General features: G+C 65.4%; 20 protein-coding genes and 2 pseudogenes. 10 read left to right on the top strand and 12 right to left on the bottom strand.

Translation table 11 applies throughout. The annotated features are described in order from the left end of the window. Nucleotides 1-27: 27 nt before the first annotated feature. Nucleotides 28-2,661, bottom strand: a complete 2,634-nt coding sequence (locus tag MPSD_RS17710) for an ATP-binding protein (protein WP_086084938.1) — start codon at nt 2,659-2,661, stop codon at nt 28-30. Between the two features lie 206 nt (nt 2,662-2,867). Here MPSD_RS17710 and htpG point away from each other — a divergent pair, with 206 nt between their 5' ends. Next, nucleotides 2,868-4,814, top strand: a complete 1,947-nt coding sequence (gene htpG / locus MPSD_RS17705) for a molecular chaperone HtpG (protein ID WP_020786887.1) — start codon at nt 2,868-2,870, stop codon at nt 4,812-4,814. On the opposite strand, the gene MPSD_RS17700 is transcribed toward htpG, so the two are convergent. From MPSD_RS17700 to MPSD_RS17680, 5 genes are all read right to left on the bottom strand, one after another. Next, nucleotides 4,815-5,786 carry an aldo/keto reductase gene (locus tag MPSD_RS17700; protein WP_020786888.1) on the bottom strand — a complete coding sequence of 324 codons (972 nt, stop codon included), beginning with the start codon at nt 5,784-5,786 and terminating at the stop codon, nt 4,815-4,817. Nucleotides 5,787-5,902: 116 nt separating this feature from the next. Then, nucleotides 5,903-6,541: a TetR/AcrR family transcriptional regulator gene (locus MPSD_RS17695; protein WP_012395149.1), complete on the bottom strand. Its 639-nt coding sequence runs from the start codon at nt 6,539-6,541 to the stop codon at nt 5,903-5,905. 210 nt (nt 6,542-6,751) lie between these two features. Beyond that, nucleotides 6,752-6,937 carry a rubredoxin gene (locus MPSD_RS17690; protein WP_011740670.1) on the bottom strand — a complete coding sequence of 62 codons (186 nt, stop codon included), beginning with the start codon at nt 6,935-6,937 and terminating at the stop codon, nt 6,752-6,754. Between the two features lies 1 nt (nt 6,938). Further along, nucleotides 6,939-7,106, bottom strand: a complete 168-nt coding sequence (locus MPSD_RS17685) for a rubredoxin (RefSeq protein ID WP_015356364.1) — start codon at nt 7,104-7,106, stop codon at nt 6,939-6,941. Beyond that, entirely contained in the window at nt 7,106-8,326 is a 1,221-nt protein-coding gene (locus MPSD_RS17680; RefSeq protein ID WP_015356363.1) for an alkane 1-monooxygenase, read from the bottom strand. Before MPSD_RS17680 ends, MPSD_RS17685 begins: the two co-directional genes overlap by 1 nt. 209 nt (nt 8,327-8,535) lie before the next feature. On the opposite strand from MPSD_RS17680, the pseudogene glgX reads away from it, so the two are divergent. The 3 genes and pseudogenes from glgX (at nt 8,536) to MPSD_RS17665 (ending at nt 12,511) form a co-directional block, all read left to right on the top strand. Continuing rightward, nucleotides 8,536-10,680, top strand: a pseudogene (glgX, locus tag MPSD_RS17675) (glycogen debranching protein GlgX). Nucleotides 10,681-10,879: 199 nt separating this feature from the next. After that, nucleotides 10,880-11,645 (top strand): annotated as a pseudogene (locus tag MPSD_RS17670) (SDR family oxidoreductase). A 50-nt stretch (nt 11,646-11,695) separates the two neighbouring features. Beyond that, nucleotides 11,696-12,511, top strand: coding sequence for an SDR family NAD(P)-dependent oxidoreductase (locus tag MPSD_RS17665; RefSeq protein ID WP_086084939.1), 816 nt, complete (start codon nt 11,696-11,698; stop codon nt 12,509-12,511). 13 nt (nt 12,512-12,524) lie between these two features. Here MPSD_RS17665 and MPSD_RS17660 read toward each other — a convergent pair whose 3' ends face one another. Genes MPSD_RS17660 through MPSD_RS17650 form a run of 3 tightly spaced genes read right to left on the bottom strand, consistent with a single transcriptional unit; the run spans nt 12,525 to nt 15,504 of the window. Beyond that, entirely contained in the window at nt 12,525-13,553 is a 1,029-nt protein-coding gene (locus MPSD_RS17660; protein ID WP_020786893.1) for an acyl-CoA dehydrogenase family protein, read from the bottom strand. After that, the gene (locus MPSD_RS17655) at nt 13,550-14,728 is read right to left on the bottom strand and encodes an acyl-CoA dehydrogenase family protein (protein ID WP_086084957.1); all 1,179 of its coding nucleotides are present in this window, start codon (nt 14,726-14,728) and stop codon (nt 13,550-13,552) included. Before MPSD_RS17655 ends, MPSD_RS17660 begins: the two co-directional genes overlap by 4 nt. Further along, nucleotides 14,728-15,504 (bottom strand): crotonase/enoyl-CoA hydratase family protein, encoded by a 777-nt coding sequence (locus tag MPSD_RS17650; RefSeq protein WP_015356358.1) that lies wholly within the window; start codon nt 15,502-15,504, stop codon nt 14,728-14,730. Before MPSD_RS17650 ends, MPSD_RS17655 begins: the two co-directional genes overlap by 1 nt. 70 nt (nt 15,505-15,574) lie before the next feature. On the opposite strand from MPSD_RS17650, the gene MPSD_RS17645 reads away from it, so the two are divergent. Further along, on the top strand, nt 15,575-16,393 hold the full coding sequence (locus tag MPSD_RS17645) for an SDR family NAD(P)-dependent oxidoreductase (RefSeq protein ID WP_086084940.1): 819 nt from the start codon (nt 15,575-15,577) through the stop codon (nt 16,391-16,393). Between the two features lie 36 nt (nt 16,394-16,429). On the opposite strand, the gene MPSD_RS17640 is transcribed toward MPSD_RS17645, so the two are convergent. Next, the gene (locus MPSD_RS17640) at nt 16,430-16,936 is read right to left on the bottom strand and encodes a hypothetical protein (RefSeq protein ID WP_086084941.1); all 507 of its coding nucleotides are present in this window, start codon (nt 16,934-16,936) and stop codon (nt 16,430-16,432) included. A gap of 166 nt (nt 16,937-17,102) precedes the next feature. Continuing rightward, a complete protein-coding gene (locus MPSD_RS17635; protein ID WP_020786898.1) occupies nt 17,103-17,930 on the bottom strand; it encodes a helix-turn-helix domain-containing protein in 828 nt (275 codons plus the stop codon). Between the two features lie 131 nt (nt 17,931-18,061). On the opposite strand from MPSD_RS17635, the gene MPSD_RS17630 reads away from it, so the two are divergent. Further along, the gene (locus tag MPSD_RS17630) at nt 18,062-18,994 is read left to right on the top strand and encodes a hypothetical protein (RefSeq protein ID WP_232022574.1); all 933 of its coding nucleotides are present in this window, start codon (nt 18,062-18,064) and stop codon (nt 18,992-18,994) included. A gap of 45 nt (nt 18,995-19,039) precedes the next feature. Here the strand turns inward: MPSD_RS17630 and MPSD_RS17625 are convergent, their stop codons facing one another. After that, on the bottom strand, nt 19,040-20,377 hold the full coding sequence (locus MPSD_RS17625; RefSeq protein ID WP_020786900.1) for an adenylate/guanylate cyclase domain-containing protein: 1,338 nt from the start codon (nt 20,375-20,377) through the stop codon (nt 19,040-19,042). 143 nt (nt 20,378-20,520) lie between these two features. On the opposite strand from MPSD_RS17625, the gene MPSD_RS17620 reads away from it, so the two are divergent. From MPSD_RS17620 to MPSD_RS17605, 4 genes are all read left to right on the top strand, one after another. Then, nucleotides 20,521-20,883, top strand: coding sequence for a bleomycin resistance protein (locus tag MPSD_RS17620; RefSeq protein WP_172607291.1), 363 nt, complete (start codon nt 20,521-20,523; stop codon nt 20,881-20,883). 193 nt (nt 20,884-21,076) lie between these two features. Then, a complete protein-coding gene (locus MPSD_RS17615) occupies nt 21,077-22,867 on the top strand; it encodes a heavy metal translocating P-type ATPase (protein ID WP_223161134.1) in 1,791 nt (596 codons plus the stop codon). 195 nt (nt 22,868-23,062) lie between these two features. After that, the gene (locus MPSD_RS17610; protein WP_012395134.1) at nt 23,063-24,064 is read left to right on the top strand and encodes an Acg family FMN-binding oxidoreductase; all 1,002 of its coding nucleotides are present in this window, start codon (nt 23,063-23,065) and stop codon (nt 24,062-24,064) included. 61 nt (nt 24,065-24,125) lie between these two features. Next, a complete protein-coding gene (locus MPSD_RS17605) occupies nt 24,126-24,707 on the top strand; it encodes an Rv1733c family protein (RefSeq protein ID WP_086084943.1) in 582 nt (193 codons plus the stop codon). The last annotated feature ends 46 nt before the right edge of the window (nt 24,708-24,753 follow it).

The following is a 24,753-nucleotide window of genomic DNA, read 5'->3' as shown; positions in this document are numbered from 1 at the left end:
CCGACCTTCTTTGCCTGGGCGCCCCACTCACCGTGCTTGGAGTTCCGTTCTGGCGTGGTCGATTTGGTGATACGCATAGGTCGCCATGGCGGCGGTGGTCATGGCGGCACCGCTCTGGGAGAACGATTCATAGGCGTGGTCTCCAAGTGCATCGCGCAGGTGCGAGATGGTTGTTCTGAGCTCCGGGAACGACGCCTCGGTAATGGGGTGAAATGCGAAACCGGCGATGGTGGCAGCCGCCTCGTAGCGGCCCAGCCGATCGAAGAACGCTGCCAGTACGGCCAGCGGTGTGCTGATCAGGGTGGTGTTTCCGGCCTCGTGGTGATTATGAATCGCCAATGTGAAGTGGTCGAGCGCGGACAATGGATCACCATATTTGGCCTCGACGCGGCACAATACGGCGGCTAGGTGCGTCTCGCTGTTGCGGTTACCGGTGTCCTGGGCGATCCGCAAACCACGGCGCATGGCGGCAAGGGCGCTGGCGGGGTTGGTGTCGCGGAAGGTGAATCCATAGGCAAGTAGGGCGTAACACAGCGCCGCGGGGTTGCGGGTGGCTTCGGCGGACTCGATCAGCGCATCGGCCAGCTGCTCGGCTTCGTCGCATTGACCCTTGATCGTCAAGGCCAGCACCAGACATCCCAGGGTGAGTGTGTGCGTGTCGTGACCGAGCGCGAGCTGGGTGCGGCACAACTCGACCGACTGTTCAGGGTGCCCGCTGCTGGTATACGCACCGGATGGCCACCCCTCGATGCCGAACGGCACCTCGTAGCGGTCGGTGGCCAGCAACCGGGCGGCCTCATCGGCGTAGCGGATGGCTTCTTGGACGCGCCCCGTCGTATAGCACTGTGATGCCAGCACGTGCAGGAACGCGAGCTTGGGATGATCGACCGCTCGTTCGATCGCTTCCTCGACCCACGTCAGCGGCTCAAATCTGTTCACAAAAAAGCCGAGAAATCCCACCCAGGTGGCGATGCTCGCGGCATCGTCGAGGTCATTGTTGTCGGCGGTCCAGCGAAAGGCCAGGCGCAGATTGGCGAGTTCGGCGGTGAGCCACGTGTAGGCCTCAGGTTGCCGGGGGCTGTCCCACACCGCCGCCACGTCGGGCAACCGCTGGGCGAAGTGGCGGGCATGCGCCGTTCGAGCGGCCAGTGCCTGCCCGCGGGTGACCAGTTGCTCCTCGGCGAACTCGCGGATGGTCTCCAGCATCGAAAACCGTGATCGCCCCGAAAGCCGGTCGACGATGAGCAGGGACTTGCCCACCAACGCATCCAGCAAGTCCAGCACCTCGTAGTCGTCGTGAGTATCGGCGGATCCGGCTACCGCGCAGGCGCTTTGCAGATCGAAACCACCGGCGAACACCGAGCAACGCTCTAGCAGAACCTTTTCCGCGTCGCTGAGATGGTCGTAAGACCACGCAACGGCGTGACGCAGCGTTTGGTGACGTCCCAGGCCGCGCCGAGATCCGACCAGCAAGCGGAAGCGGTGATCGAGCCGATCACGCACCTCGATCGGGGTCATCGACGCCATGCGGGAGGCGGCCAGCTCGATGGCCAGCGGGATTCCGTCAAGACGCCGGCAGATTTCGGCGATCGCGGCCGCATCCTGGGCATCGGTCGGTGCGAAGCCGGGGGCAACACTTTGGGCGCGTTCGACGAAGAGGGTGCCGGCAGCGGACACCACGCCGCCACCGACATCCAGCGACGGCACCGACCACAGCTGCTCGTCAGGCACCTCCAGCCGCTCGCGACTGGTCGCCAGGATCCGCACGGTCGTCGAACCGGCGAGGATGGCTTCGATCAGGTCGGCCGCCGCGTCACGCACGTGCTCGCAATTGTCGAACACCAAGAGCCGGACCCGTCCTTCCAGCGCCGTGGCCACGCTCTGGGTTACGGTCTTTCCCGCTTGTTGGGTAATCCCCAGCACGGCGGCCACCGCGTCGGGCACCGCGGCCGGATCGGAAACGGCGGCCAGTTCGAAAAGCCAAACGCCATCCGGGAATTCATCAGCAACACGTGTTGCGACCTCCAGCGCCAGCCGAGTCTTGCCGACACCACCGACCCCGGTCAACGTCACCAACCGATGGACCTGCAACGCCGTCTGTACCTGGCCGATCTCCGCCGCACGAGCGACGAAGCTGGTCAGCGCGGGCCGCAGGTTGCCAGGACTTGTATCCGGTGCCCGCAAGGCGGGGAAATCGGTGCGCAGGCCCGGTGCCCGAACCTGGAACACCCGCACCGGGGCAGGCAGATCCCGCAACCGGCGTGACCCGAGATCTAGCAAGTCCACTCCGCTGATCAGATTTGCTGTCGAGTCGGTCAGCAGGATCTGGCCACCGTGGCCGGTCGCCATCACCCGCGCGGCGCGATTGAGCACCGCACCGAAGTAGTCCGCGTCATGCGGCTCGGCTTCGCCGGTCGCCAGCCCCATCCGCACCGGCAACTCGAGTGCTCGCTGTGCATCGACGGCGGCATCGACGGCGGATCTCGGCGACGGGAACGCGGCGCAGACGCCGTCGCCCGTGTGCTTGAACAACCAGCCCCGGTGCGTCTGGATCGTCCGTGTGAGCACCGCATCATGGGCCGCGAGGGCGGCCCGCATCCGATCGGGGTCGGACTCCCACCGGCGGGTGGAGCCCTCAACATCGGTGAACAGGAACGTCACGATCCCCGAAGGTGGACCCCCCCAGATCAGCGGCCACTAACGCAGAATGCCACACCGAAGGCGGTTCTACCTCGAACATTGCCGCAAAGTGTTCGGCTGGGCGCAGGGGCTGCACCGACCTCAGCGGCCTCGCTCGGTGACCCCCGTGACGTGTGTTTTCAACCATCTCGCTAAAATGGAGACGCCATGTCGTCGGAAGGAATCTCATGAACGCGCGTGTCGAGCAGCTGGAGTTTCAGGCGGAGGCCCGGCAGCTGCTGGATCTGATGATCCACTCGGTCTACTCCAACAAGGACTCATTTCTGCGGGAGCTGATCTCCAACGCCTCCGATGCGCTGGACAAGCTGCGAATTGAGGCCTTCCGGAACAAGGACCTCGAAGTCGACACCTCGGACCTGCACATCGAGACCGAGGCCGACAAGGGCGCGCGGACACTGACGGTGCGCGACAACGGCATCGGAATGACCCGGGCGGAGGTCGTGGACCTGATCGGCACCCTGGCCAAGTCGGGCACCGCCGAGCTGCGCGCGCAGCTGCGGGAGGCCAAGAACGACGCAGCCTCCGAGGAGCTGATCGGCCAATTCGGCATCGGGTTCTACTCATCGTTCATGGTCGCCGACAAGGTCGAACTGCTCACCCGCAAGGCCGGGGAGAGCGAGGCCACCAAGTGGGAGTCCAGCGGAGAGGGCACCTACACGATCGAATCCGTCGAGGGTGCTCCGCAGGGGACCTCGGTCACATTGCACCTCAAGCCCGAAGACGCCGAGGACGAGCTGTATGACTACACGGCGGATTGGAGGCTACGGCATCTGATCAAGAAGTACTCAGACTTCATCGCCTGGCCGATCCGCATGGAGGTGGAGAAGCGCGTCCCGGCCCCTCACGAAGAGGGTGAGGAGCCCGGCGAGGAGACCGTGGTCCTCGAAACCGAGACGCTCAACTCGATGAAGGCGTTGTGGGCCAGGCCCAAGGACGAGGTCTCCGCCGACGAGTACAACGAGTTCTACAAGCACATCGCGCATGCCTGGGATGACCCGATGGAGGTCATCGCCATGAAGGCCGAAGGTACCTTCGAGTACCAGGCGCTGCTCTTCATTCCCTCGCACGCCCAGCATGACCTGTTCAATCGGGATGCGGTCTTCGGTATTCAGCTGTATGTCAAGCGCGTATTCATCATGGGCGACTGCGACCAGCTGATGCCCGAGTACCTGCGCTTTGTCAAGGGTGTCGTCGACGCACAGGACATGTCACTGAACGTGTCTCGCGAAATTCTGCAGCAGGATCGCCAGATCAAGGCGATTCGCCGACGGCTGACCAAGAAGGTCCTGTCCACCATCAAGGATCTGCAGTCCGAGCGGCCCGAGGACTACCGCACCTTCTGGACCCAGTTCGGCAAGGTCGTCAAGGAAGGGCTGCTGGCCGACTTCGACAACCGCGAGACGCTGTTGGAGATCTCCTCCTTCGCCTCGACCCACAGCGAAGAGGAACCCACCACCCTGGCCGGCTACGTGGAGCGCATGAAGGAAGGCCAGACGCAGATCTTCTTCGCGACCGGGGATTCGCGACAGCAGATCCTCAAGTCGCCGCACCTGGAGGCCTTCCGGGCCAAGGGCTATGAGGTGCTGCTGCTCACCGAACCGGTCGACGAAGTATGGGTGGGAGTGGTCAACGAGTTCGATGGAAAGCCGCTGCAGTCGGTCGCCAAGGGCGGGGTAGACCTGGACTCCGACGGCGAAGGGAGCGAGGCCGAGCGCGAAGAGCAGCAGAAGGAGTTCGCCGACCTGCTGGGCTGGCTCAAGGAGACGTTGGGCGAACAGGTCAAGGAAGTGCGGTTGTCCACCCGCCTGACCGAGTCGCCGGCTTGCCTGATCACCGACACGTTCGGCATCACTCCCGCGCTTGCCCGCATCTACCGGGCCACCGGGCAAGACGTTCCGGTCGGCAAGCGAACGCTGGAACTCAACCCCGCCCATCCGCTGGTGATCGGTCTGCGCCAGGCGCAGGCGAGCGCTGACGACGATGCCAAGAAGGAGGCGGTCAGTGAAACCGCGGAGCTGCTCTACGGCACAGCGCTTCTTGCCGAAGGCGGTGCGCCAGACGATCCGGCCCGGTTCGCCGAGCTGTTGGCGGATCGTCTGACGCGAACGCTGTAACTAACGCCGGCCCAGCTTCTCGCGGACCGTGTCGGTGAGGAATCGCCGGGCCGACACGGGGTGAAAAGCCCTGGCCGCCTCGGTTAGTGCGGCACGCGCGTCCGCGCTGAGTTCGATGTCGGCTGCGGCAACATTGAACTCGAGTTGCTCCACGCTGGACGCTCCCGGGATGGCGACCACGCCGGGCAGGCTGATCAACCATGCCAGCGCCACCTGGGCGGGCTTTGCGTCGACGTCAGTGGCGACGGCGCGAAGCGTCTGCAGCAGCGGCTCGATCCGGCGCAGGTTCTCCGTGCCGAACAGTGGGTTGACGGCCCGAACACCGGCCGGCCGGTTGTCCACACCGTATTTGCCGCCCAGCAGCCCCTGCGCCAGTGGGCTGTAGGCGATGATGATGCGGTTCTCCCGTTCGGCGAAGGGAACCAGGTCATCGAGCGGACCGGGATGCGCCAGCGAGAAATGCACCTGGTTGCTGACGACGGGGCGCCCGAGTGCGGCGTCCGCTTTCTTCCAGCGCGCCAACGAGTAGTTGGAGACGCCGGCCGCTCCGATCCTGCCGGTGTCGAGGAGCTCGCGCATGCCCGGCATGATCACCGAATCGGGGACCACCGGGTTGGGCTGGTGGATCTGATATAGCGGGATGCGGTCGAGCTGCAACCTGCGGGCACTGGCCCGTTCGCGCTGCTTGACCACCGCCGGAAACGGCGCCACGGGCATGATCTTGCTGGCTACGACCACTTCGGCGCGCTCGTCGCCGAGTGCCTCGCCGAGAATCCGCTCACTCTTGCCCAGTCCGTAGACCTCGGAGGTGTCGAACAGGGTGACTCCCAGCGCACGAGCGCGCGCGACGATGTCGCGGGCGGCGCCGGAGGCGTACCGGTCCCCATAACCCCACTCGCGTGAGCCGAACTGCCAGGTGCCCAGCCCGATCCGGCTGACATTTCCGATTCCGTCGACCTCGAGGTGTTTCATGGTTCACACGGTATTGAGCGGTCTCCCTGCGTCTGGGCGGTGAGGGTGCGCAGAATGCCGGTCAGCACGGCGTGTCTTCGTGCAGACACGCACGCTCGCGGCGACGGCGAGTGCCGTCAGCGCGCCCTATTGACTGAGTCGATGTAGGGCGCGAGCAGGTGCGCCATCCCTTTGGCCGCCTCATCGGCATCACTCGGGGGCAGGGCGAGGTAGCTCAGGGCAGCCCGTACCACCGCCTGGCCCATCACCGCCGCGTCGTATTCGTTGGCGTTTACCCAGCTGTGCTGGAAGGTCTGGGACAGCTGTTCGGTGGCATGATCGACCAGGAACTGACTCTCGACGGTGATCAAACGCAGAATGTCGTTGGGTGCGTCTTCAGTTCGCAGCACCTGGGCTAGGGGGTCGTTGGCGACGCGGTGGAAGAAATCACTGAACACGGTCTGCATAGCGCTGTAGCCGTTGCCGTGGTTTTCGCTGATCGCCGTTTGCATTCCGGTGACGATGCTGTCGGTCAGGCGCAGGGCGTAGTGGCGCGCCAGGCCCCGGCGCGACTGGAATTCGTTGTAGAGGGTGCCCCTGCTGATGCCTGCGGCGGAAGCCACATCGGCCATGGTGATCGACGACCATTTCTTGACCAGCAGCAACCCGTGCATCGCGTCGAGAACCCCGTTATGCATCAGATTCGCAGCGGTGCTGCGATACGGATTGCGGGTTCGATGCTCGGGGTCGACCATGTAGCTGAGATTAGTGCGCATTGATAGTGCCTTCGACTTTCGGTCCACAATGTTGTTTTGGGTAGGCGCCGCCCGTGCATTTGCGAGAATGTCGACGACGTCGGTCCCGCCCGAATTAACTCCGGTAGGTCCTCGCGGGCCGGTTGTGACAACCGAAATGGCTACTGAAGGTTGCTATCTGGGGATATGGCCATACATGTCCGCATGGCCATATCCGGTGGGCTGATGGTGCTAGGTCCGGCTGACTTCGATCATCTCGAAGTCCGACTTTGCGGCGCCGCAGTCCGGGCAGCTCCAGTCGTCGGGAATGTCGTCCCAACGTGTTCCCGGGGCTATGCCGTCTTCGGGCCAACCTTGTGCCTCGTCATACTCAAACCCGCACTGCACGCAGCGATACAGCTTGAAATCGGTTGACATGTCAGGCCTCCTGTAGCTGGAAGTCGATCTTCTCCCGGACGCCGCAGTCTGGGCAGTTCCAAGTTTCATCGACATCGGCCCAGCTGGTGCCCGCCGGATACCCCTCGCGCGGGGCACCGACAGCTTCATCGTAGACGTAGTCGCACACCGGGCAGTGGTAAGCGGCCATCACCGGACACCGTAGGTGGCGAGGATCTTGTCGCGCTTGCGCGGATCGATGTTGACCTTGGTGATGTCGCCGTCGTAGTGCTCAATGACGCGGTGGTCCATCAGCTTCCGCCACAGCGGCGGGAAGTAGGTCAGCGTGATCAACGTGGCATAGCCGCTGGGCAGGTTGGGGGCGCCGTCCATGCTGCGCAGCGTCTGGTAGCGGCGTAGGGGATTGGCGTGGTGGTCGCTGTGCCGCTGCAGGTGGTACAGGAAGATGTTGGTGACGATGTGGTCGGAGTTCCAGCTGTGCACGGGTGCGCAGCGTTCGTAGCGCCCCGAAGCGGTGCGCTGCCGCAGCAGCCCATAGTGTTCGAGGTAGTTGACCGACTCCAACAGTGATGCGCCGAACAGTCCCTGAATGATCAGGAATGGCAGCACCTGCCAGCCGAACACGGCGGTCAGCGCGCCGAACAGAACCACCGACATGATCCAGGCGTTGAGCACATCGTTGCGCATGCTCAGGGTGGGCTTGTTGATGCGTTGCATGCGGCTCTTTTCCAGCTCCCATGCGGACTTGAGCGAGCCGAACATGCTGCGCGGGAGGAACATCCAGAAGCTTTCACCGAACCGTGCGCTGGCCGGGTCCTCCGGGGTGGAGACGCGGACGTGGTGGCCGCGGTTGTGCTCGATGTAGAAGTGGCCATACAGGGTCTGGGCGAGGGTGATCTTGGACAGCCACCGCTCCAGGTTCTCGCGTTTGTGTCCCAATTCGTGGGCGGTGTTGATGCCCACCCCGCCGACGACTCCGATGGTCATGGTGAGACCGATCTTGGAGATCAGGCCCAGTCCTGCGCCCAGTCCCAGCCAGCTCAAGTTGTCGGCCGACCACAGGTAGCAGGCCAAGACGAGGCTGACCATCTGCAGCGGAATGAAGGCGTAGGTGCAGTAGCGGTAGTACTTGTCGTTCTCCAGGCGCTCCATCACTTCGTCAGGAGGGTTCTCGCCGTCTGGGCCGAAGAACACATCCAGGGCCGGTAGCAGCAGGTAGAGCAGGAACGGTCCGATCCACCACAACACCGGAGTGACGGCGGTCCAGCCGAGCTTGCCGAACACCCATGCCAGCGCGAGGCTTGCCGGCAATGCCGTCGGCAGCACCAATCCCACCAGCCACAGGTATCGCTTCCGGTCTCGCCATTGCTGGACCGGATTTTCCGACTTTGGTTGCGCCACGGACGTCATGACGATCCTTTCTCAGTGTGGTCACTGCCCTGATCCAGGTAGTGCGGCCAGCGCGCCGGAGGGGCGACCGCTGGCATGTTTTGAACATATCAGAGGATTTGTGCAATCAATAGATAAATTTCTAGATTTGTTCAAACTGCCTGATCGTGCGGTGCCCACCGGGCCGTCGCGCCGTTTGACCGCGACGCCGATCGGGTATCAAGTTCGCCATGGCTGGCACCGCCGTTGCTCCCACACCCACCGGTGAGGTCTGGCCGGGCCGGGCCTACCCGCTGGGCGCGACGTATGACGGTATGGGTACGAATTTCGCGATCTTCAGCGAAGTCGCTGAGCGGATCGAGCTGTGTCTGTTCGATGCGGACGACACGGAGAGCCGGGTCGAACTGCCTGAGGTTGACGGGTTCGTCTGGCACGCGTATGTGCCGGCCATCGACCCCGGCCAGCGTTACGGATACCGCATCCACGGTCCCCACGATCCCCGCGCCGGGCACCGGTGCAATCCGAACAAGCTGCTGCTGGACCCTTATTCGAAGGCGATCGAAGGCACATTCGCCTGGAACCAGTCGCTGTTCGGCTATACCTTCGGTGACCCCGAGAGCCGCAATGACGAGGACTCCGCGGCCAGCATGCCCAAAGCGGTGGTGATCAATCCCTATTTCGACTGGGCAAACGATCGGCCCCCCGACCACCACTACGCCGACACGGTCATCTACGAAGCACACGTGAAAGGCCTGACACAGACCCATCCGGACATACCCGAACAGCTACGTGGCACCTATGCCGCGGTGGCGCACCCGGCAATCATCGACCACCTCAAAAGCATCGGTGTCACCGCGATCGAGCTGATGCCGGTACACCGTTTCGCCAACGACTCGACGTTGGCCGACAAGAATCTCTCGAATTACTGGGGCGACAACACGATCTCGTTCTTTGCGCCCGACCCGAAATATTCCAGCGCCATGCTGCCAGGGGGCCAGGTTCAGGAGTTCAAGGCGATGGTGCGCGCCCTGCACGAGGCGAACATCGAGGTGATCCTCGATGTCGTCTACAACCACACCGCCGAGGGCAACCATCTGGGGCCCACGCTCTCTATGCGTGGTATCGACAACGCCGCCTACTACCGGCTGGTCGATGATGACATGCGTTACTACGTGGATCACACCGGAACCGGCAACAGCTTCAATGTCAGCCATCCGCACTCGCTGCAGCTGATCATGGATTCGTTGCGCTACTGGGTCACCGAGATGCATGTTGATGGCTTCCGGTTCGATCTGGCGGCTACCCTGGCGCGCGAGTTCTATGAGGTCGATCGGTTGGCGACGTTTTTCGAACTCGTGCAACAGGATCCAACCGTCAGCCAGGTCAAGCTCATCGCCGAGCCGTGGGATGTGGGCCCCGGCGGCTATCAGGTGGGCAACTTTCCGCCGCAGTGGACGGAGTGGAACGGCAAGTACCGCGACACCGTTCGGGACTTCTGGCGCGGTGAGCCGGCCACGCTCGATGAGTTCGCCTACCGATTGTCCGGATCGGCCGACCTCTACGAGCACACCGGGCGAAGGCCGGTTGCTTCGATCAACTTCGTCACCGCCCATGACGGGTTCACACTGCGCGACCTGGTGTCCTACAACGACAAACACAACGAGGCCAACGGGGAGGACAACGACGACGGCGAGGGCCATAACCGCTCGTGGAACTGCGGTGTGGAAGGGCCCACCGATGACCCCGCGATCAATGCGCTGCGGGCCCGTCAGCAGCGCAACCTCATCGCTACTCTGATGCTGTCGCAGGGTGTCCCGATGATTTCGCACGGTGACGAGCTCGGGCGTACCCAATACGGGAACAACAACGGATACTGCCAGGACAGCGTGCTCACCTAGATCGACTGGTCCGACGTCGATACCGGCCTGCTGGAGTTCACCCATGCGGTGTCCGCACTACGTGCCAACCACCCGCTATTCCGTAGGCGGCGCTTCTTCAACGGAAAGCCGGTCGGTCGCCGTGGCGAAGCGGGGCTGCCCGACATCGCTTGGTTCGCCGCGGATGGATCAGAGATGGCTGACGAGGACTGGGGGGTCGGTTTCGCCAAGTCGATCGCCGTTTTCCTCAATGGTCAGGGCATCGCCGACCGGGACATGCGTGGCCACCGAGTCCTCGATGACTCGTTCATCCTGTGTTTCAACGCTCACTTCGAGCCCATCGACTTCACCCTCCCGCCGGTGGAGTTCGGCAGCGGTTGGCGGGTTGTGGTCGCTACCGCTGCCGCAACAGCGACTTCGGCCGGGGCTCTGCCGGCGGCGGCCACGATCGTCGTTGACGCGCGCAGCAGCGTGGTGCTGCAAGCGGTCACCGAGTAGACGTCGGCGATCTTCGGGCCACCGAACGCCTTACGCGGTCCGGGTACGGTCGATACGCTGTGGCTTGCGCGGGGCTCTTCGCGCAGCGTCGATGCGACCTTGCGCGCCGTGGATCGAAGGGAATCGCGCTGGCATCCTTCCAGGCCATGGCGCCGGGGGGAGTGACATCGGCTGGTGAAGGCGGGTTATGTCAAAGACCGTGGTGATCGGAGCCTCGAGCGGGCTGGGGCGCTGCATTGGTGTTGGACTTGCGCGGCGTGGCGATCATGTCGCACTTCTGGCCCGGCGGCGCGAGCGAACGGGGGCCGCCGCCAAGGAAGCGGGGCCGGGGACCGTCGCCGTCGAATGCGACGTTACCGATGAAGCGTCGTGCCGATCGGCGCTCGCCGCGGCGGCCGACGCGCTTGGGGGGATCGACAACCTCGTCTACGCCCCCGCCATCAGCCCCCTCGTTCGGCTGGCCGAAACCGACGCCGACACCTGGCGGCGGGTCTTTGACACTAACGTCATAGGCGCGTCGCTCGCGACGGCGGCGGCGTTGCCGCAACTGAGGGCCGCCGCGGGCAAGGCCGGTCTATCTCTCCTCGGACGCGGGCAGCCACGCGCCCCCATGGCCTGGCCTGGGTGCCTACGGCGTCAGCAAGGCGGCACTGGAACGACTCGTGGAGGCGTGGCGAGCCGAACACCCGGAAATCGGGTTCACCTGCGTCATCGTCGGAGAGTGCGCCGGCGGCGAGGGCGATGCTCAGACCGGCATGAACATCGGCTGGGATAGAGAGCTAGCTATGAAGGCCTATCCGCTTTGGCTGGCGCGTGGCTGCATGCCAGGCAAGTTGATGCCGGTCGAGGACTTGGTCAACATCGTGCACACGATCCTGCGCACCGACGCGGCTACCTCGATACCGGTCGTCATTGCCCGGGGCGCATCCGCTCCGGCCGGGGTGCTGGATGCGGGTCAGTCCTAGACTGAAAAATGTTGTTCCAGTGCGTGATTCAGTGAAGATTCGGGACCGTGATGAGTGACGAGGCGTTGGTTGCGGTGGTGACCGGGGCGAGCCGTGGGGCCGGGCGTGGTATCGCGGCGGCTCTGGCCGCGCGGGGCTGGCGGGTGTATGCGACGAGCCGCAGCGTCGCCGACGCGCCGCCCGGGGGAGTCGCGGTCCGGGTCGACCATCGCGATGACACGGCCACCGCCGCGCTGTTTGAGCGGGTGCAGCAGGAATCGGGCCGCCTTGATCTGCTGGTCAACAATGCCGCGGCGATCTCCGATGACTTGGTCGACCCCAAGCCGTTCTGGGAGAAGCCGCTTGCGCTGGCCGACGTACTCGATGTCGGTCTGCGGTCCTCTTATGTCGCATCCTGTTATGCCGCACCGCTTCTGGTGGCCGGCGGCCGCGGCCTGATCGCCTTCACCTCGTCACCGGGGTCGGTGTGTTACATGCACGGCCCGGCGTACGGGGCGCAGAAGGCCGGTATCGACAAGATGGCCGCCGACATGGCGGTGGACTTTCATGACACCGGCGTCGCAACGGTGTCGATCTGGATGGGCATCCTGCTGACCGAGAAGCTGCGAGGCGCATTCGGGCAACACCCAGACGGTCAGCGCACGCTCGCCAAGACCGCTGAGCACGCCGAAACCCCAGAATTCACCGGCTATTTGATCGATGCACTGTATCGGGATCCCGCTCTGGGCGAGCTGAGCGGACAAACCGTGATCGGCGCTGAGCTTGCCGAGCGCTACGGCATCACCGACGAGGGCGGACACCACCCGCCGTCTCACCGGCACATCTTGGGTGCACCGCGAACACCGAGCACCGTTGTGGTGCGGTAGCGCTCCGGCCCGGCTACCCGGTAATCAGACCCCACAACCCGGAGCCGCCCGCGTGCAGTGCGGCCTTGGTCACCTGCTCGTCCCAATAGTGGACCGAGCCGAACTCCGAACGCCAAGCCAATGCCGCGCGCGTGAATTCGTGCAGCCGGTGCTCTTCGGTGGTGCCGATGGCGCCATGCACCTGGTGGGCGTTGCGCACCACGACCGAGACGGCGTGGCCCACGCACGAGCGGGCAACCGCGACAAGAAAGTCCAAGTTCTGCGCCGACCATTGACTGGTGACGGCCTTGGTGAGTGCGGCCTCGGTCGCTGCCCTGGCCAGCGCGGTCTCGGCGGCGATGTCGGCGATTAGATTCTGTACCGCCTGGAACTTGGCCAGCGGACGGCCGAACTGGACGCGTGAGCTCACGTGCTCAACCGACAGATGCAGAATCTGGTCCAGCGCCGCGCAGACCTGGATCGCCCGCACCAGTGCCGACTTGAACTTCAGCGTTGAAACCACGGCTCCGGTGGTGGGCACACCCCGAAGGTCGAGATGGTCGGCACGGACCGTGTTACGCGGTTCGCCGATCATGTTGGCGCCGGGAGTGATAGTGAGTGTCTGCGCATCGACGTCGGCAAGGCGGTATTCGCCAGCCGATTGCCTGATCACCACGATGCGGTCGGCGTGAGAGGCCCATGGAACCTCGGTAGTGACCCCATCGGCGTCGAGTAGACACACCGTTCTTACCGCGGCGTCGGCGCCCATGTCATGGGCATCGAGCAACCAGCAAGCCAACAGATCATGTTCGGCCAACGGAATTCGCACCGCGTTGCGTACCGCTGCAGCTAGCAACTCGGCCGCCTCATACCAGCTGGCCCCGCTGCCGCCGCTGTCTTCCGCACCGGTGAGACGGGCCAGGCCAAGCTGCTCGAGTCGCTGCCACAGCGCCGGATCGCGCCGGCTTGCCTCGGTGGGGGGATGCGACGTGCGGTACTGGGCGAAGACCGCCTCCATCATGTTCACCAGGGCGGGGTCGACGGTGTGCACGGTGGCGCTCATCGCAGTCCCAATCCCCGCGCGATGACACCGCGCAGCACTTCGTTGGTTCCACCACGCAGGGTGAAGCCCGGCCGCTGGTCCAGCGCCGCGGTGACCAGGGCGGCGAACTCGGGATCGCGCGGGCGGTGCGGGGCGCCCGAGTCGGCCAGGTCGGTCGAGTCGGCCAGGTCGGCGAGTTCGGCTATGTCGCCCTCGGTGCTGCTGCCCAGCACCTTGACCACCGCCGCAGGTAGGTCGGCGGGATCGTTGCGCTCAAGTGCGCCAGCCACCGCGGCGGACATCTGGTGCAGGCCGGCGATGCGCGCCACCAGTCGCCCGAGCTGCTGGTCGCGGGTAAAGCGTTGCTCGGCCATGCTTTCGGCGGTAGCAGCCAGCAATACGAAGGTGGACAGGAAGCGCTCTGGTCCACTGCGCTCGAAGCTGAGTTCCGATGTCACCTGCGTCCAGCCGTTGCTGATTGCCCCGAACACCATCTCGTCGGGTACATGGGCGTTGTCGAGGATCACCTCGTTGAAGTGGTGGGCGCCATTCATGGAGATGATCGGCCGGGTCTGGACCCCCGGCCCGCGTAGGTCGACGATGAATTGACTTAGCCCGGCATGCCTGTGGTCGGGGTCCACCGGCGCGGTGCGCGCGAGCACGATGAACGCGTGGGCGCGGTGTGCCCCCGAGGTCCATACCTTTGTGCCCGACAACAGCCAACCGCCCTCGCCGCGTACCGCCCGGGTCCGCACGCTGGCCAGATCGGAACCGGAATCGGGCTCGCTCATGCCGATGCCGAAAAAGCACTCACCGCGCACAATCCGAGGCAGGAAGTGCGACTTCTGCAGTTCGGTCCCGTACTTGAGCAGTGACGGCACGATTTGACGGTCGGCTATCCAATGGGCGGCCACGGGTGCACCGGCGGCCAGCAGTTCTTCGGTGACGACGAATCGTTCCAGGAACGTGCGCCCGTGTCCGCCGTACTCGACGGGCACGGTCATGCCCAACCAGCCGCGGTCGGCGAGCGCGGCGGTGAAGTCCTCATCCCACGCCGACAGCCAGGCATCAACCGAGGGGGTGAACCCGCCGGCGGCGGACTGCTCGGCAAGAAATGCGCGGACCTCGCCGCGCAGGACATCGGCCCGGGGGGAATCGAGGGCCCCCGCGGGTGGCGCCAACCGGGGCAGCGCCATCAGCGCGTCCGCCACTTCGCAATGCGTTGTTGGTGTTCGGGGTCGCGATGGGCAAGTGGTTGCATGGCGGCGGCCATCCCCAGCGTCGACTCGAGCGAGCCGACCCGGGACTCTTGCAGCAGTCGCTTGGCCATGCGCAACGCGTGCGCGGGGTTCTTGACGATCCGCTCGGCCAGCTCCTGTGCCTGCGGCAGCAGATCGTCGTGGGGCACCACCCGGCTGACCATGCCCCATTCGAGAGCCGTTGCGGCATCGATGCGGTCGCCGGTCAGCGTCATCTCCGCGGCGCGCTCGTAGCCGATCGCACGCTGCAGAAACCAGGTGCCGCCGTCGCCGGGGATGATGCCGAGCGCGACGAAGCTCTCCGCGAACGAGGCTCGCTGCGATGCGATCCGGATGTCACACATCATCGCCAGGTCGCAGCCCGCGCCGATGGCCGCGCCGTTGATCGCACCGATGAGCGGGACTTCGAGACGGGCCAGTGCGCGCGGAATGCGCTGGATTCCGTCGGTGTAAGCCTGCCGCTGTTCGAGCGCGTCCAAGCCGAACATCCCGTCGCGGTTGGCCATTTCCTTGACGTTGCCGCCCCCCGAAAAGATCTTGCCGGCCCCGGTGAGAATGACCGCGCGGACGCTGGTGTCGATGTTCGCGTCGTCGACCGCGGCCTCGAATGCCGCGATGAAGTCCCTTCCGGTGATCGCGTTGCCCACATCGGGCAGGTTGATCGTCCAGGTCCGGATCGGTCCGTTGGTGGTGATGTCCAAGGCGGTGTTCATGAGGGCAACTGTAAGGAGTTGGTCCCCCACGTGGACCGGGCGGGCGCTGCCAGTGCCACGCTGTTCAACCATGACCGACATGACCAAATACGGTCCGTGGGTGGTGATCGCCGGCGGTTCGGAGGGGGTAGGCGCCGAGTTCGCCCGGCAGCTGGCTGGCGGCGGGCTGAATCTGGTGCTGATCGCGCGCGCATCCGGGCCGCTGGCCGATACGGTGCGACGCTGCCGGGAGACCGGCGTGCACGTGCGCACGATTGCCGTGGATCTCGTTGATCCCGAGGCGGTTGCGCTGATCTGCTCCGAGACGGCCGACCTCGAGGTCGGCTTGTTGATCTACAACGCGGGCGCCAACACCTGCCGGGAACAGTTCCTCGATGCCGAGCTAACCGAACTGGGTCGGGTGATCGACCTCAACGTGACGCGGATGCTCGAACTCGTGCACCACTTCGGGCGGCCGATGCGGGCGCGCCGCCGCGGCGGCATCTTGCTGGTCGGTTCGACGGCGGCCACCTACGGAGCGATGCGGCAGTCGGCATACGCCGGTGCCAAGGCGTTCAGCCGGCTGTTCGCCGAAAGCCTCTGGCTAGAGCTGCGCGAAGCCGGCGTGGATGTGCTTGAACTCGTGCTGGGGGTGACCCGCACGCCGGCGATGCAGCGGGCCGGGCTGAACTTCGATGCGCCGGGAATCTTGGTTTCCGATCCGGCCGACGTAGCCCGTGAGGGTCTGGACAACCTGGCCAACGGTCCGGTTGTCATCGCCGGTGACAACGCCGCACACGTGCACCGCGGCAGCGGAGCGGACCGGGCGGCGATCGTCCTGCGCGCGCATCGGGCCATGCAGGCGCTCATCGGTTCGCCCCCGCCACCTCCCAAAGGGGATCGCGCATGACCGATGCCGCCGATCTGGTGGCCCGGTGTGCGCGGATCAACTGCTTCCTCCGGTGACGAAGCAGCGGCTATTGCCGGTGTCGAGGAACACTTCGTCGACGGCGGACTGGTCGACGGTCGGAAACTCCAAACGATGCACTTGTTGGCCGGCTTCGATGACGGCCTCTTGGGACTCGTTGCTGCCGTCCTTCTTGCGCACCACCGCGGTCACCTTGCCGGACTTCGACATGTCTTGCGGCTCATGGAAATACCACACTTCGATACCCGATCCGGACGAAGTGGGCTGCCAACCGTCGGAATAGAAGCAGGCCGGGTTTCCCTCGGCGTCCGGTGGTGGGGGCGGGCATATCGACAGTCCGACGCAGGGTGCGGTGGTGGTTGGGCTCGCGCCGGTGCGCGTCGTCATCGGGGTGGCCGGGTTGACGGCCGATGTCGACGAACTCGGAGCAGATGCTGCCGGTGGTGCGGGCCGCCCGGATGCGCATCCGGCGATGACCGCGCAACCGGCCAGGATGATGACCGGCAACCGGAATGCCTTTGACATGACTGCCCTCTCCGCGCCGCGACTCGTCGGACCACTCCTCGGGAGATTATGTCGCCTGCAAACTCCGGCCGGCGGCCAAAACAGCCAATTGGCGACGACAGAATCTGGGCGTCATCTGGGCATCGGCGAATTAGCGGACCGACGACGTCGTCTGGTGCGTGCCAGGTCACGCGCTAGGGCGCGCGCTGCGTTGCTCGATGGCGTGTGCGCTGCGGCGCAGTCTTTCGCCGAGCTTGCGAATGCCGGCGCCGTCGAGGTTGGCAAATACCGTGGCCATCACGGTCATGGTGGCCGAACCGTCGGGCCCGCGGATCGGCGCCGAGATCGTGGCGACACTGTGGGTGGCGCCGCTGGTCAGCTCCTCATCCAAGACGTCGATGATGGCCAGGTCGGCATAAGCGCGGGCCAATTGGGTGGTGATCTCATCGACCTCGCCGTCGGCGCTGAGCGCGCGCAACGCCGTGTAGACCCGAACGTACTGCCGGGTGAGCCGTTCGACGACGAAGCCGCGCCGTTGAATCTGGTTGAGTACTAATGTCATTCGCTGCAGAAACCGGGGGTTTGGCGCCCCGAATGCCCGCAGCCAGTCTTGCTGGGCATCCGGGCTCCACCAGGCGACATAGTCTCGTCCGATCGGAGCCACGAACGGTGTGCGCATACCCCGCGAGATCCGCGGTCCGCGCGGGCACTCGCCGACGGTGTCGATGACAACCAGCGTGGCGTCTTCCCGGCGGGCCAGCATCACTTGGGTGCCGGTGGCGGCGGCCAGCTCTTGCAGATCGCCTCGGTGTAACTGTGCGGTGGTCGGCGTGTCCAATCCGGCGATGGCCGGCCCCCAGCTGTAGCGAAACGTTTCGGGATCCCTGATCACCCACTCCCGCGCGGCCAGCGTGGTCAGGATGGCGTGACCGGTGGCGCGGCTGATGCCGAGGCCGCGGCAGATTTCGGCCAGCGAGAACTGCTTGGCCGAATTATGGCCGAGCAGTTCCAGCACCGCGATGACCCGCTCGGTGGGCGGGGACGAGCCTTGACTGGAAACTGAGGCTGGGTCTACGGTGTCCGTCAAAATATCGAACGGTATGTCGATATTTCGACAGACGCAAGGGCCGGTGGTGAGGGCATGAAATGCGGCAAATGGGGACGCGTCGGTGTCGCCCGGGAGCAGACGACGGGGTCGACGAGACGGGCCGGGCGATGCGGATGACCGCACTGGCCAGTCCCACCACCGACCGCTTTTTGCCCGGCGCTGGCGAAGAGCGCCGAGTCAGCTCCTCGACGTGGCGGGCGTTCGCGGTGTGGACCGCGATCTTCTGGGGCGCAACCGCGATCTTTGCGGCGCTGTTCTACCTGGGCGTGCTGGACTTCACGACCAGCACCAAAACGTCTCTTTACGGCATCAGCATCTGGCTCAACGGTTGGTTCATCCCGCTGCTGCTCCCCGGGGCGCGCAAGCGGCCGCGGATGGCGCTGTTTCACGAGTGCCTGGTGTTGTGGATGGTTTCCTACGCGATAACCAACCTGCTCTGGGAGATCCCCTGGGTGATCTTTTCGCCGTTTGTTTTCCACGACCTGCACACCCTGGGCGATATCGTCGCCTACACCCCGTGGCTGCGCGAGAACGTCCTGCACATGTACTGGTGGGACCTGGCCTCATTTGGTTCGGTTGACCTTCGTACGGTCAATCACAATCCGACGTTCTTCACCCTGGAGATCTATGCCTTCGGCAACATCGCCGGCGCGCTGGCGTTTTGGCGGCTCAACAAGAGACGCTCGCCGATGCGGTACCTGATCCCAGTCCTGGGAGCAGGAGAACCGGTGGTGGCTACCTTCATCTTCTCGTTCAGCGAAGTGTTCGGGGGCTTCAAGAACATGGCCGGCGGCGTGGCCGATACCCTGCTTGCGCTGGCGTGGACCCAATATCAGTACTTCGTTTTCCCGCTCGTCTTCGGGTGGCTGGGATGCAAACTCCTGTACGAGGATTGGCGCCGGTTGAGCGGGTCGACGGGGCCCGCGCGGGTATCCCTGAACCGGACTGGCCAGCCGGCCGGGGACGGGTGAGAGATCGTTGAGCTGGGTGCCGCCGGCGCCGCGGTCGAAGCGGTATCAGGCCGCACTGACCCGATAGATCTCGATCTGTTCGGGGAGGCCCTTGAGTTGCTGGGGGCCAAGGCTTTCGAAGGTCAGGCCGGAGCCGGCGGTCAGATCGCGCACGGTGCGGCTGGCGAACACTTCGCCGGCATCGGCCAGCGCGCCGATGCGGGCGCCGATGTGTACCGCCATGCCGCTCCACTCCTGGCCCCGTCGCTCACACTCGCCCGTATGTATTCCGGCGCGGATCGCGATGTTGAGGGCAGCAAGGGCCGGGACCAGCTGCAGGGCGCAGCGAGCCGCCTTCGTTGGTGCATCAAACAGCGCGAAAACACCGTCGCCAGTGTGCTTGGCGCGGGTGCCGCCGTAGCGCAGCAGTAGGTTGTCGACCACGCTGTCATGGCCGTTGAGCTGGTGACGCCATGCCGTATCGCCCATGGTGCTGAGCTTCTCGGTGGAACTCACGATGTCGGTGAACAGCACGGTCTTCAGCACGCGTTCGTCGGCCGGCGCACCCGACTCCCCGGTGAAGAAGTCGAGCACCTCCCGGGCCAGATCGTCGATGATGTCGAACGGAGTGTGGGGACCGGGCGGCAGGAGGCGAAACTGAGCGTTGGGAATTGCCGCCGCCAGTGCCGCCGAGGATTCCAGGGGTACGAGTTGATCACCGGGGCGCGCCAGGACCAATGTGGGAACGCGGATCGAACCCAGCACGGCACGGGCGTCGGTCGCCATGAAGGCCTGCCGCCACAGTTTCGCCATCGAAGGGCTTGACACCGACCGTTGCAGCCTGCCGAATAGCTCTCGCATTCCGGGCACCTCGGCCGCTTGACCGTAGAACAGTTCCGCCAATGCCCCTCGGCCCCAGTCATCTTCGATCGCGCAGAGCTGCGACTGCACCTCAGCGGGGGTGAATCCCCAGGGAAAGTCCGGCAGATCTTGGGAAAACCGTGCGGCGGTACCGAAGAGGCTCAGCAAGCCCACCCGGTCCGGGTAGGTTGCGGCGAACAAGATGCTCACGGCGCCGCCCTCGCTGGTACCCCAGAGTGCGGCTGGGTCGAGTCCCACCGAATCGACGATGGCACGCAGATCTTCTAGGCGCTCGTCCAGCGAGAGCAGATGCGTCGCCGGGTCCGAGAGGCCGGTCCCACGTCTATCCCACACCACCAGCCTGACCTGTTGGGAGGCGCGCTCGATGCCGGGCGCATAGGGACTGCCTGGTTCGTCGATCGTGTCAACGTTGCTGACCATCCACCCCGGCACCCAGATCACCGTCGGCCCGGACTGCCCGAACACCCGGTACGCCAGGTGCACGTCGCCATTGCGGGCGTACCGGACTCGATCGTCACTCATCCAACGATGGTGACACCACAACGGTCACCCGCGCGCGGGACTCTGGTACTTCTACGCGCCGGTTTTTGGCCGTCGCCGCGATTAGGCAAAACCGGGGCGAGATCCGGTGCGGGACGCAGCTGACACACTGAGGTGTGGCTGAAATCGACTTCACTGCGATCGCGCCGATCTTGACCGTCCGGAGTCTAGATGCGGCGCTGGCCCGGTATCGCACGTTGGGCTTCGCCGCTCGAGCCTACGAAGGTCCCGACCGGTACGGATTCGTCGACCGAGGGCAGGTGTCGATCCATCTCACCGAGTGGGCCGACCATGACCCGCTGAGCACCTCTGCCAGTGTCTACCTCTATGTCGGTGATGCCGACTCGGTCTACACGCAGTGGCAAGCGGTGGAAAACCTCGGCGGCCACTTTCATGCGCCGCACGACACGCCCTACGGATTGCGGGAGTTCGCCTACGTCGATCCTGATGGCACCTTGCATCGGGTCGGCTCACCGCTGAGCCACTGACAGGTATCGCAGCGCCACGCGCCCGAAGTCCTAAGGCCCGGGCCGGCTGGGTATTACGGCCCTAGCCCAGCACGGTCCGGGAATGATCGACTGTGCTGGCACGGCGATCTGCTCACACCTGGGCTCTCGGCGTGCTGGACTCAGAAATGGCTGGTGTCGATAGGATTTTCCGGTGGTTGGCGATACTGCGACGATGGCCCACCGGTGGATGTTGCGGGTGCGCTGGCTGATCGAACCCACCCTGGTGGTGCTCACCGTGGGTTTGTTGGTCATCGGTGGCCTCGCCTGGCTCTTCGGTGCGCGGGTGGTGGCCGACGGCTGCTGGATCACGGCCACCGTGGTGGCCGTCGTGCCGGCGCTGACCTGGGTCGTTTTGGCGTTGCGCCGGGGTCAAGTCGGCGTGGACATCATCGCGGTCCTATCGCTGGTCGGCACCCTGCTGGTCCACGAATACCTGGCCGGTGCCTTGATTGCGGTGATGCTGGCGGGCGGGCGTGCGCTCGACGCGGCCGCGCAACGCCGTGCCACCCGGGACCTGAGGTTGTTGCTGGAGCGTGCGCCGCGGTTTGCGCGGCGACGCACCGGATCCGACGTCAGCCAGATCCCGCTGGCGGAGGTGGTCGTCAACGACATCCTGGTCGTGGGCCCGAGTGAAGTGGTCCCGGTGGACGGCCGGATCGCCGATGTGGTGGCGGTACTGGACGAGTCGGCCCTGACCGGTGAGCCGCTGCAGGTCGAACGTGGTGTCGGCGAACCGGTCCGCAGTGGTGTGGTCAATGCGGGCGGCGCCTTTGAGATTCGGGCGAGCGCGACGGCGGACGAGAGCACCTACGCGGGCATCGTACGGATGGCGCAGCAGGCCGGCGCCGAGAATGCGCCGATCGTGCGGTTGGCGGACCGTTACGCGGCCTGGTTTCTGCCGATGGCGCTGGTGCTGGCCGCGGCGTCATGGCTCGCCAGCGGCTCCGCGGTGCGAGCCGTTGCCGTGCTGGTGGTCGCCACGCCATGCCCGCTGCTGCTGGCAGCACCGGTCGCGATCGTCTCCGGCCTGTCCCGCGCCTCACGCATGGGCGTGGTGATTCGCGGTGGCGGCGCACTGGAAAACCTCGGTCACGCAACGACATTGATGATGGACAAGACCGGCACGTTGACGGTGGGGCGCCCCTCGGTGGTCGACGTGGTGAGCGCACCCGGTAGCGGCGGGACCGAGCTGCTGCGCCAGGCCGCCTCGGTTGACCAGCTTTCCCCGCACGTCCTTGCCGAAGCCATCGTCACCGAGGCGCTCAATCGCGGTTTGCAGCTGTCACTGCCGGCAGACGTCGTCGAGGAGCCGGGCCGCGGTGTCAGTGCCACCATCGACGGGCGGCGCCTGACGGTCGGCAAGCTATCGGCCGACACGGCGACCGGCCCTTGGGCGCGAGCCGCGGTCAACCGCGCCCGCCTCGGCGGTGCGGCAATCGCGTGGGTCTGTGTGGACGGCGACCCCCAGGGCGCGGTGTTGCTGCGGGATCCGTTGCGTCGGCAGGCGCCACGAACCATGCACCGGTTACGCCAGGCCGGCTTCACCCGGCTGATCCTGCTCACCGGCGACCGAGCCGAGCCGACTCGGGAGGTGGCCGCCATTTTGGGCCTCGACGAGGTCTATGCCGACCAGGGCCCGGCCGACAAATTCAGCGCGGTGCGCGCCGAAACCCAACGGGCAGTGACCGTGATGGTCGGCGACGGTGTCAACGATGCTCCTGCACTGGCGGCGGCCACGGTTGGGGTGGCGATGGGAGCACGTGGGGCCACCGCGTCTTCGGAGGCCGCCGACATAGTGTTGACCACCGACCGCCTCGACCGGTTGGCCGACGCGATGGATATCGCTCGGTGGTCGCGGCGCATTGCGGTACAAAGCGCCAGCGTTGGCATGGGCCTGTCCCTGCTGGCCATGGCGATGGCCGCACTGGGCTGGTTGCCGCCCGCGGCGGGTGCGCTGCTGTAAGAAGGCATCGACGTCGCGGTGATACCCTCGCGCAGGACGATTCTTAGCGCGTTTGCGCTGTGCTGCCGTGCTGATGGCGCGTTGGCCGCTTCGACAATGGCACAAAGTCCCTCGCTGCAGGGACGCCATGCCCTCGTATGGCCGATGTGATTGCGCAATCGTTGAGGAGGACGACTTGCCGAAGGAGCAGCAATCATGAATGCGCATTTCCCGGATGCCGGCACGGTCCGAACTGTTCTCACCCTCGCCTCGCGCGCGCCCTCGGTGCACAACACCCAGCCGTGGCGTTGGCAGGTTGGGGCAACGACGCTGCATTTGTACGCCGACACGAGCCTGCAGCTGCCCAACACCGACCCGGAGGGGCGAGACCTCATCTCGAGTTGCGGCGCCGCCTTGAATCACTGCGTCATTGCGCTGGCGGCGGTCGGCTGGCATGCCAAGGTGGCTCGTCTGCCGAACCCGGCCGATCCGACTCACCTTGCCGCGCTGGAGGTGTCCCGCCACACCCCCGACCAGCTGAACATCACCCTGGCCGCAGCGATACCGAGGCGCCGAACCGATCGGCGCCACTACAGCTTCTGGCCGGTTCCGGTAAGCGATGTTGCCCTGATGGCGGCGCGGGCCGCCCGCTGCGGGGTATCGCTGCGGCAAGTCGACGCCACGGACAAGTTGAACGCGATTGTGGCGAAGTCTGTCTGGGACCACGCCGCCGATGACGAGTATCTGGCCGAACTCAACGCCTGGAGCGGGCGGCACGCCTCGGCCTCCGGTGTTCCGGCTCGCAACACGCCCGTCTCCGATCCCGCGGCGCCGCTGCCCAGCCGGCTATTCGCCGGCTCAACGTTGGCGATGCCGGCCGATGCCGCGCCCGCCGATGACAATGCGGTGATGCTGGCGTTGGGAACTCGAACCGACGACCGGCTCGCCCAGCTCCGCGCCGGCGAGGCCACCAGCGTCGTGCTACTCACCGCGACAGCGATGGGTCTGGCCAGTTGCCCGGTCACCGAACCGCTCGAGATTGCCGAAACACGCGAGTCCGTTCGGACCGATGTGTTCGGCAACAATGACTATCCGCAGATGCTGCTTCGGGTGGGATGGGCCCCGATCAACGCCGATCCACTGCCGTCGACCCCGCGACGTCCACTCGCCGAGATCGTCGAGTGGATGTCTGACCGCGAACAATGCGGCACCGAATAGCCCCCTGGTGCGGCGTACGCGGCCTCGGGCGAGCCGCACCGCGGGGACGGGGAAAGCTGTGATGGAGACGTTCAAACTGGACCCACGGGACTGGTGGATCGCTCGCATCGCCGGCCGCAACCCACTGCTTCGGCGCGCCGACCGCGTCGAAGCCTTGGTCGTGCTGATCGTGCTGGCGGCATCGCTAGTCGCAATACCGGTCGCCGCGGTGTTGGGCGCGGTCGTCTTCAACGCACGTGCTGATCAATACGCCGAGCAGGCACAGGTGCGCCACCCCGTTACAGCGGAAGTGACCGGCACGACGCGCAACCCGAACACCGAAGCCGTTGTGGTGCAAGTGCGATGGCCCGGGGCGGCCGCGCAGCACTCCGGTTCGCTGCAACGCACCAGCCCGGTCAAGGCGGGCCAGCGTATCCAAGTATGGGTGGATCGAGACGACAATCTGGTGCGGCCGCCGACACCGACTTGGCACGCCGCCGTCGACGCGGTCGGCGTGACCATGGTGATCCTGCTGAGCATGTGCGTCGTGCTGGCAGCACTGGTGGCCGCGGTCCGTACCCAGCTCGATCGAGTGCGTGACGCACAGTGGGACCGTGAGCTCGGTTGTCTGCAAGACGATGACGGCAGGACGAATCGATATTGATGAGATGGCTGGCGGGCTTCACTTCGGCTGGCACAGGCCGAAATTC

This window comes from Mycobacterium pseudoshottsii JCM 15466 (assembly GCF_003584745.1).
In the GTDB taxonomy this organism is placed as follows: domain Bacteria; phylum Actinomycetota; class Actinomycetes; order Mycobacteriales; family Mycobacteriaceae; genus Mycobacterium; species Mycobacterium marinum.
This window is presented reverse-complemented; position numbering and strand designations above follow the sequence as displayed.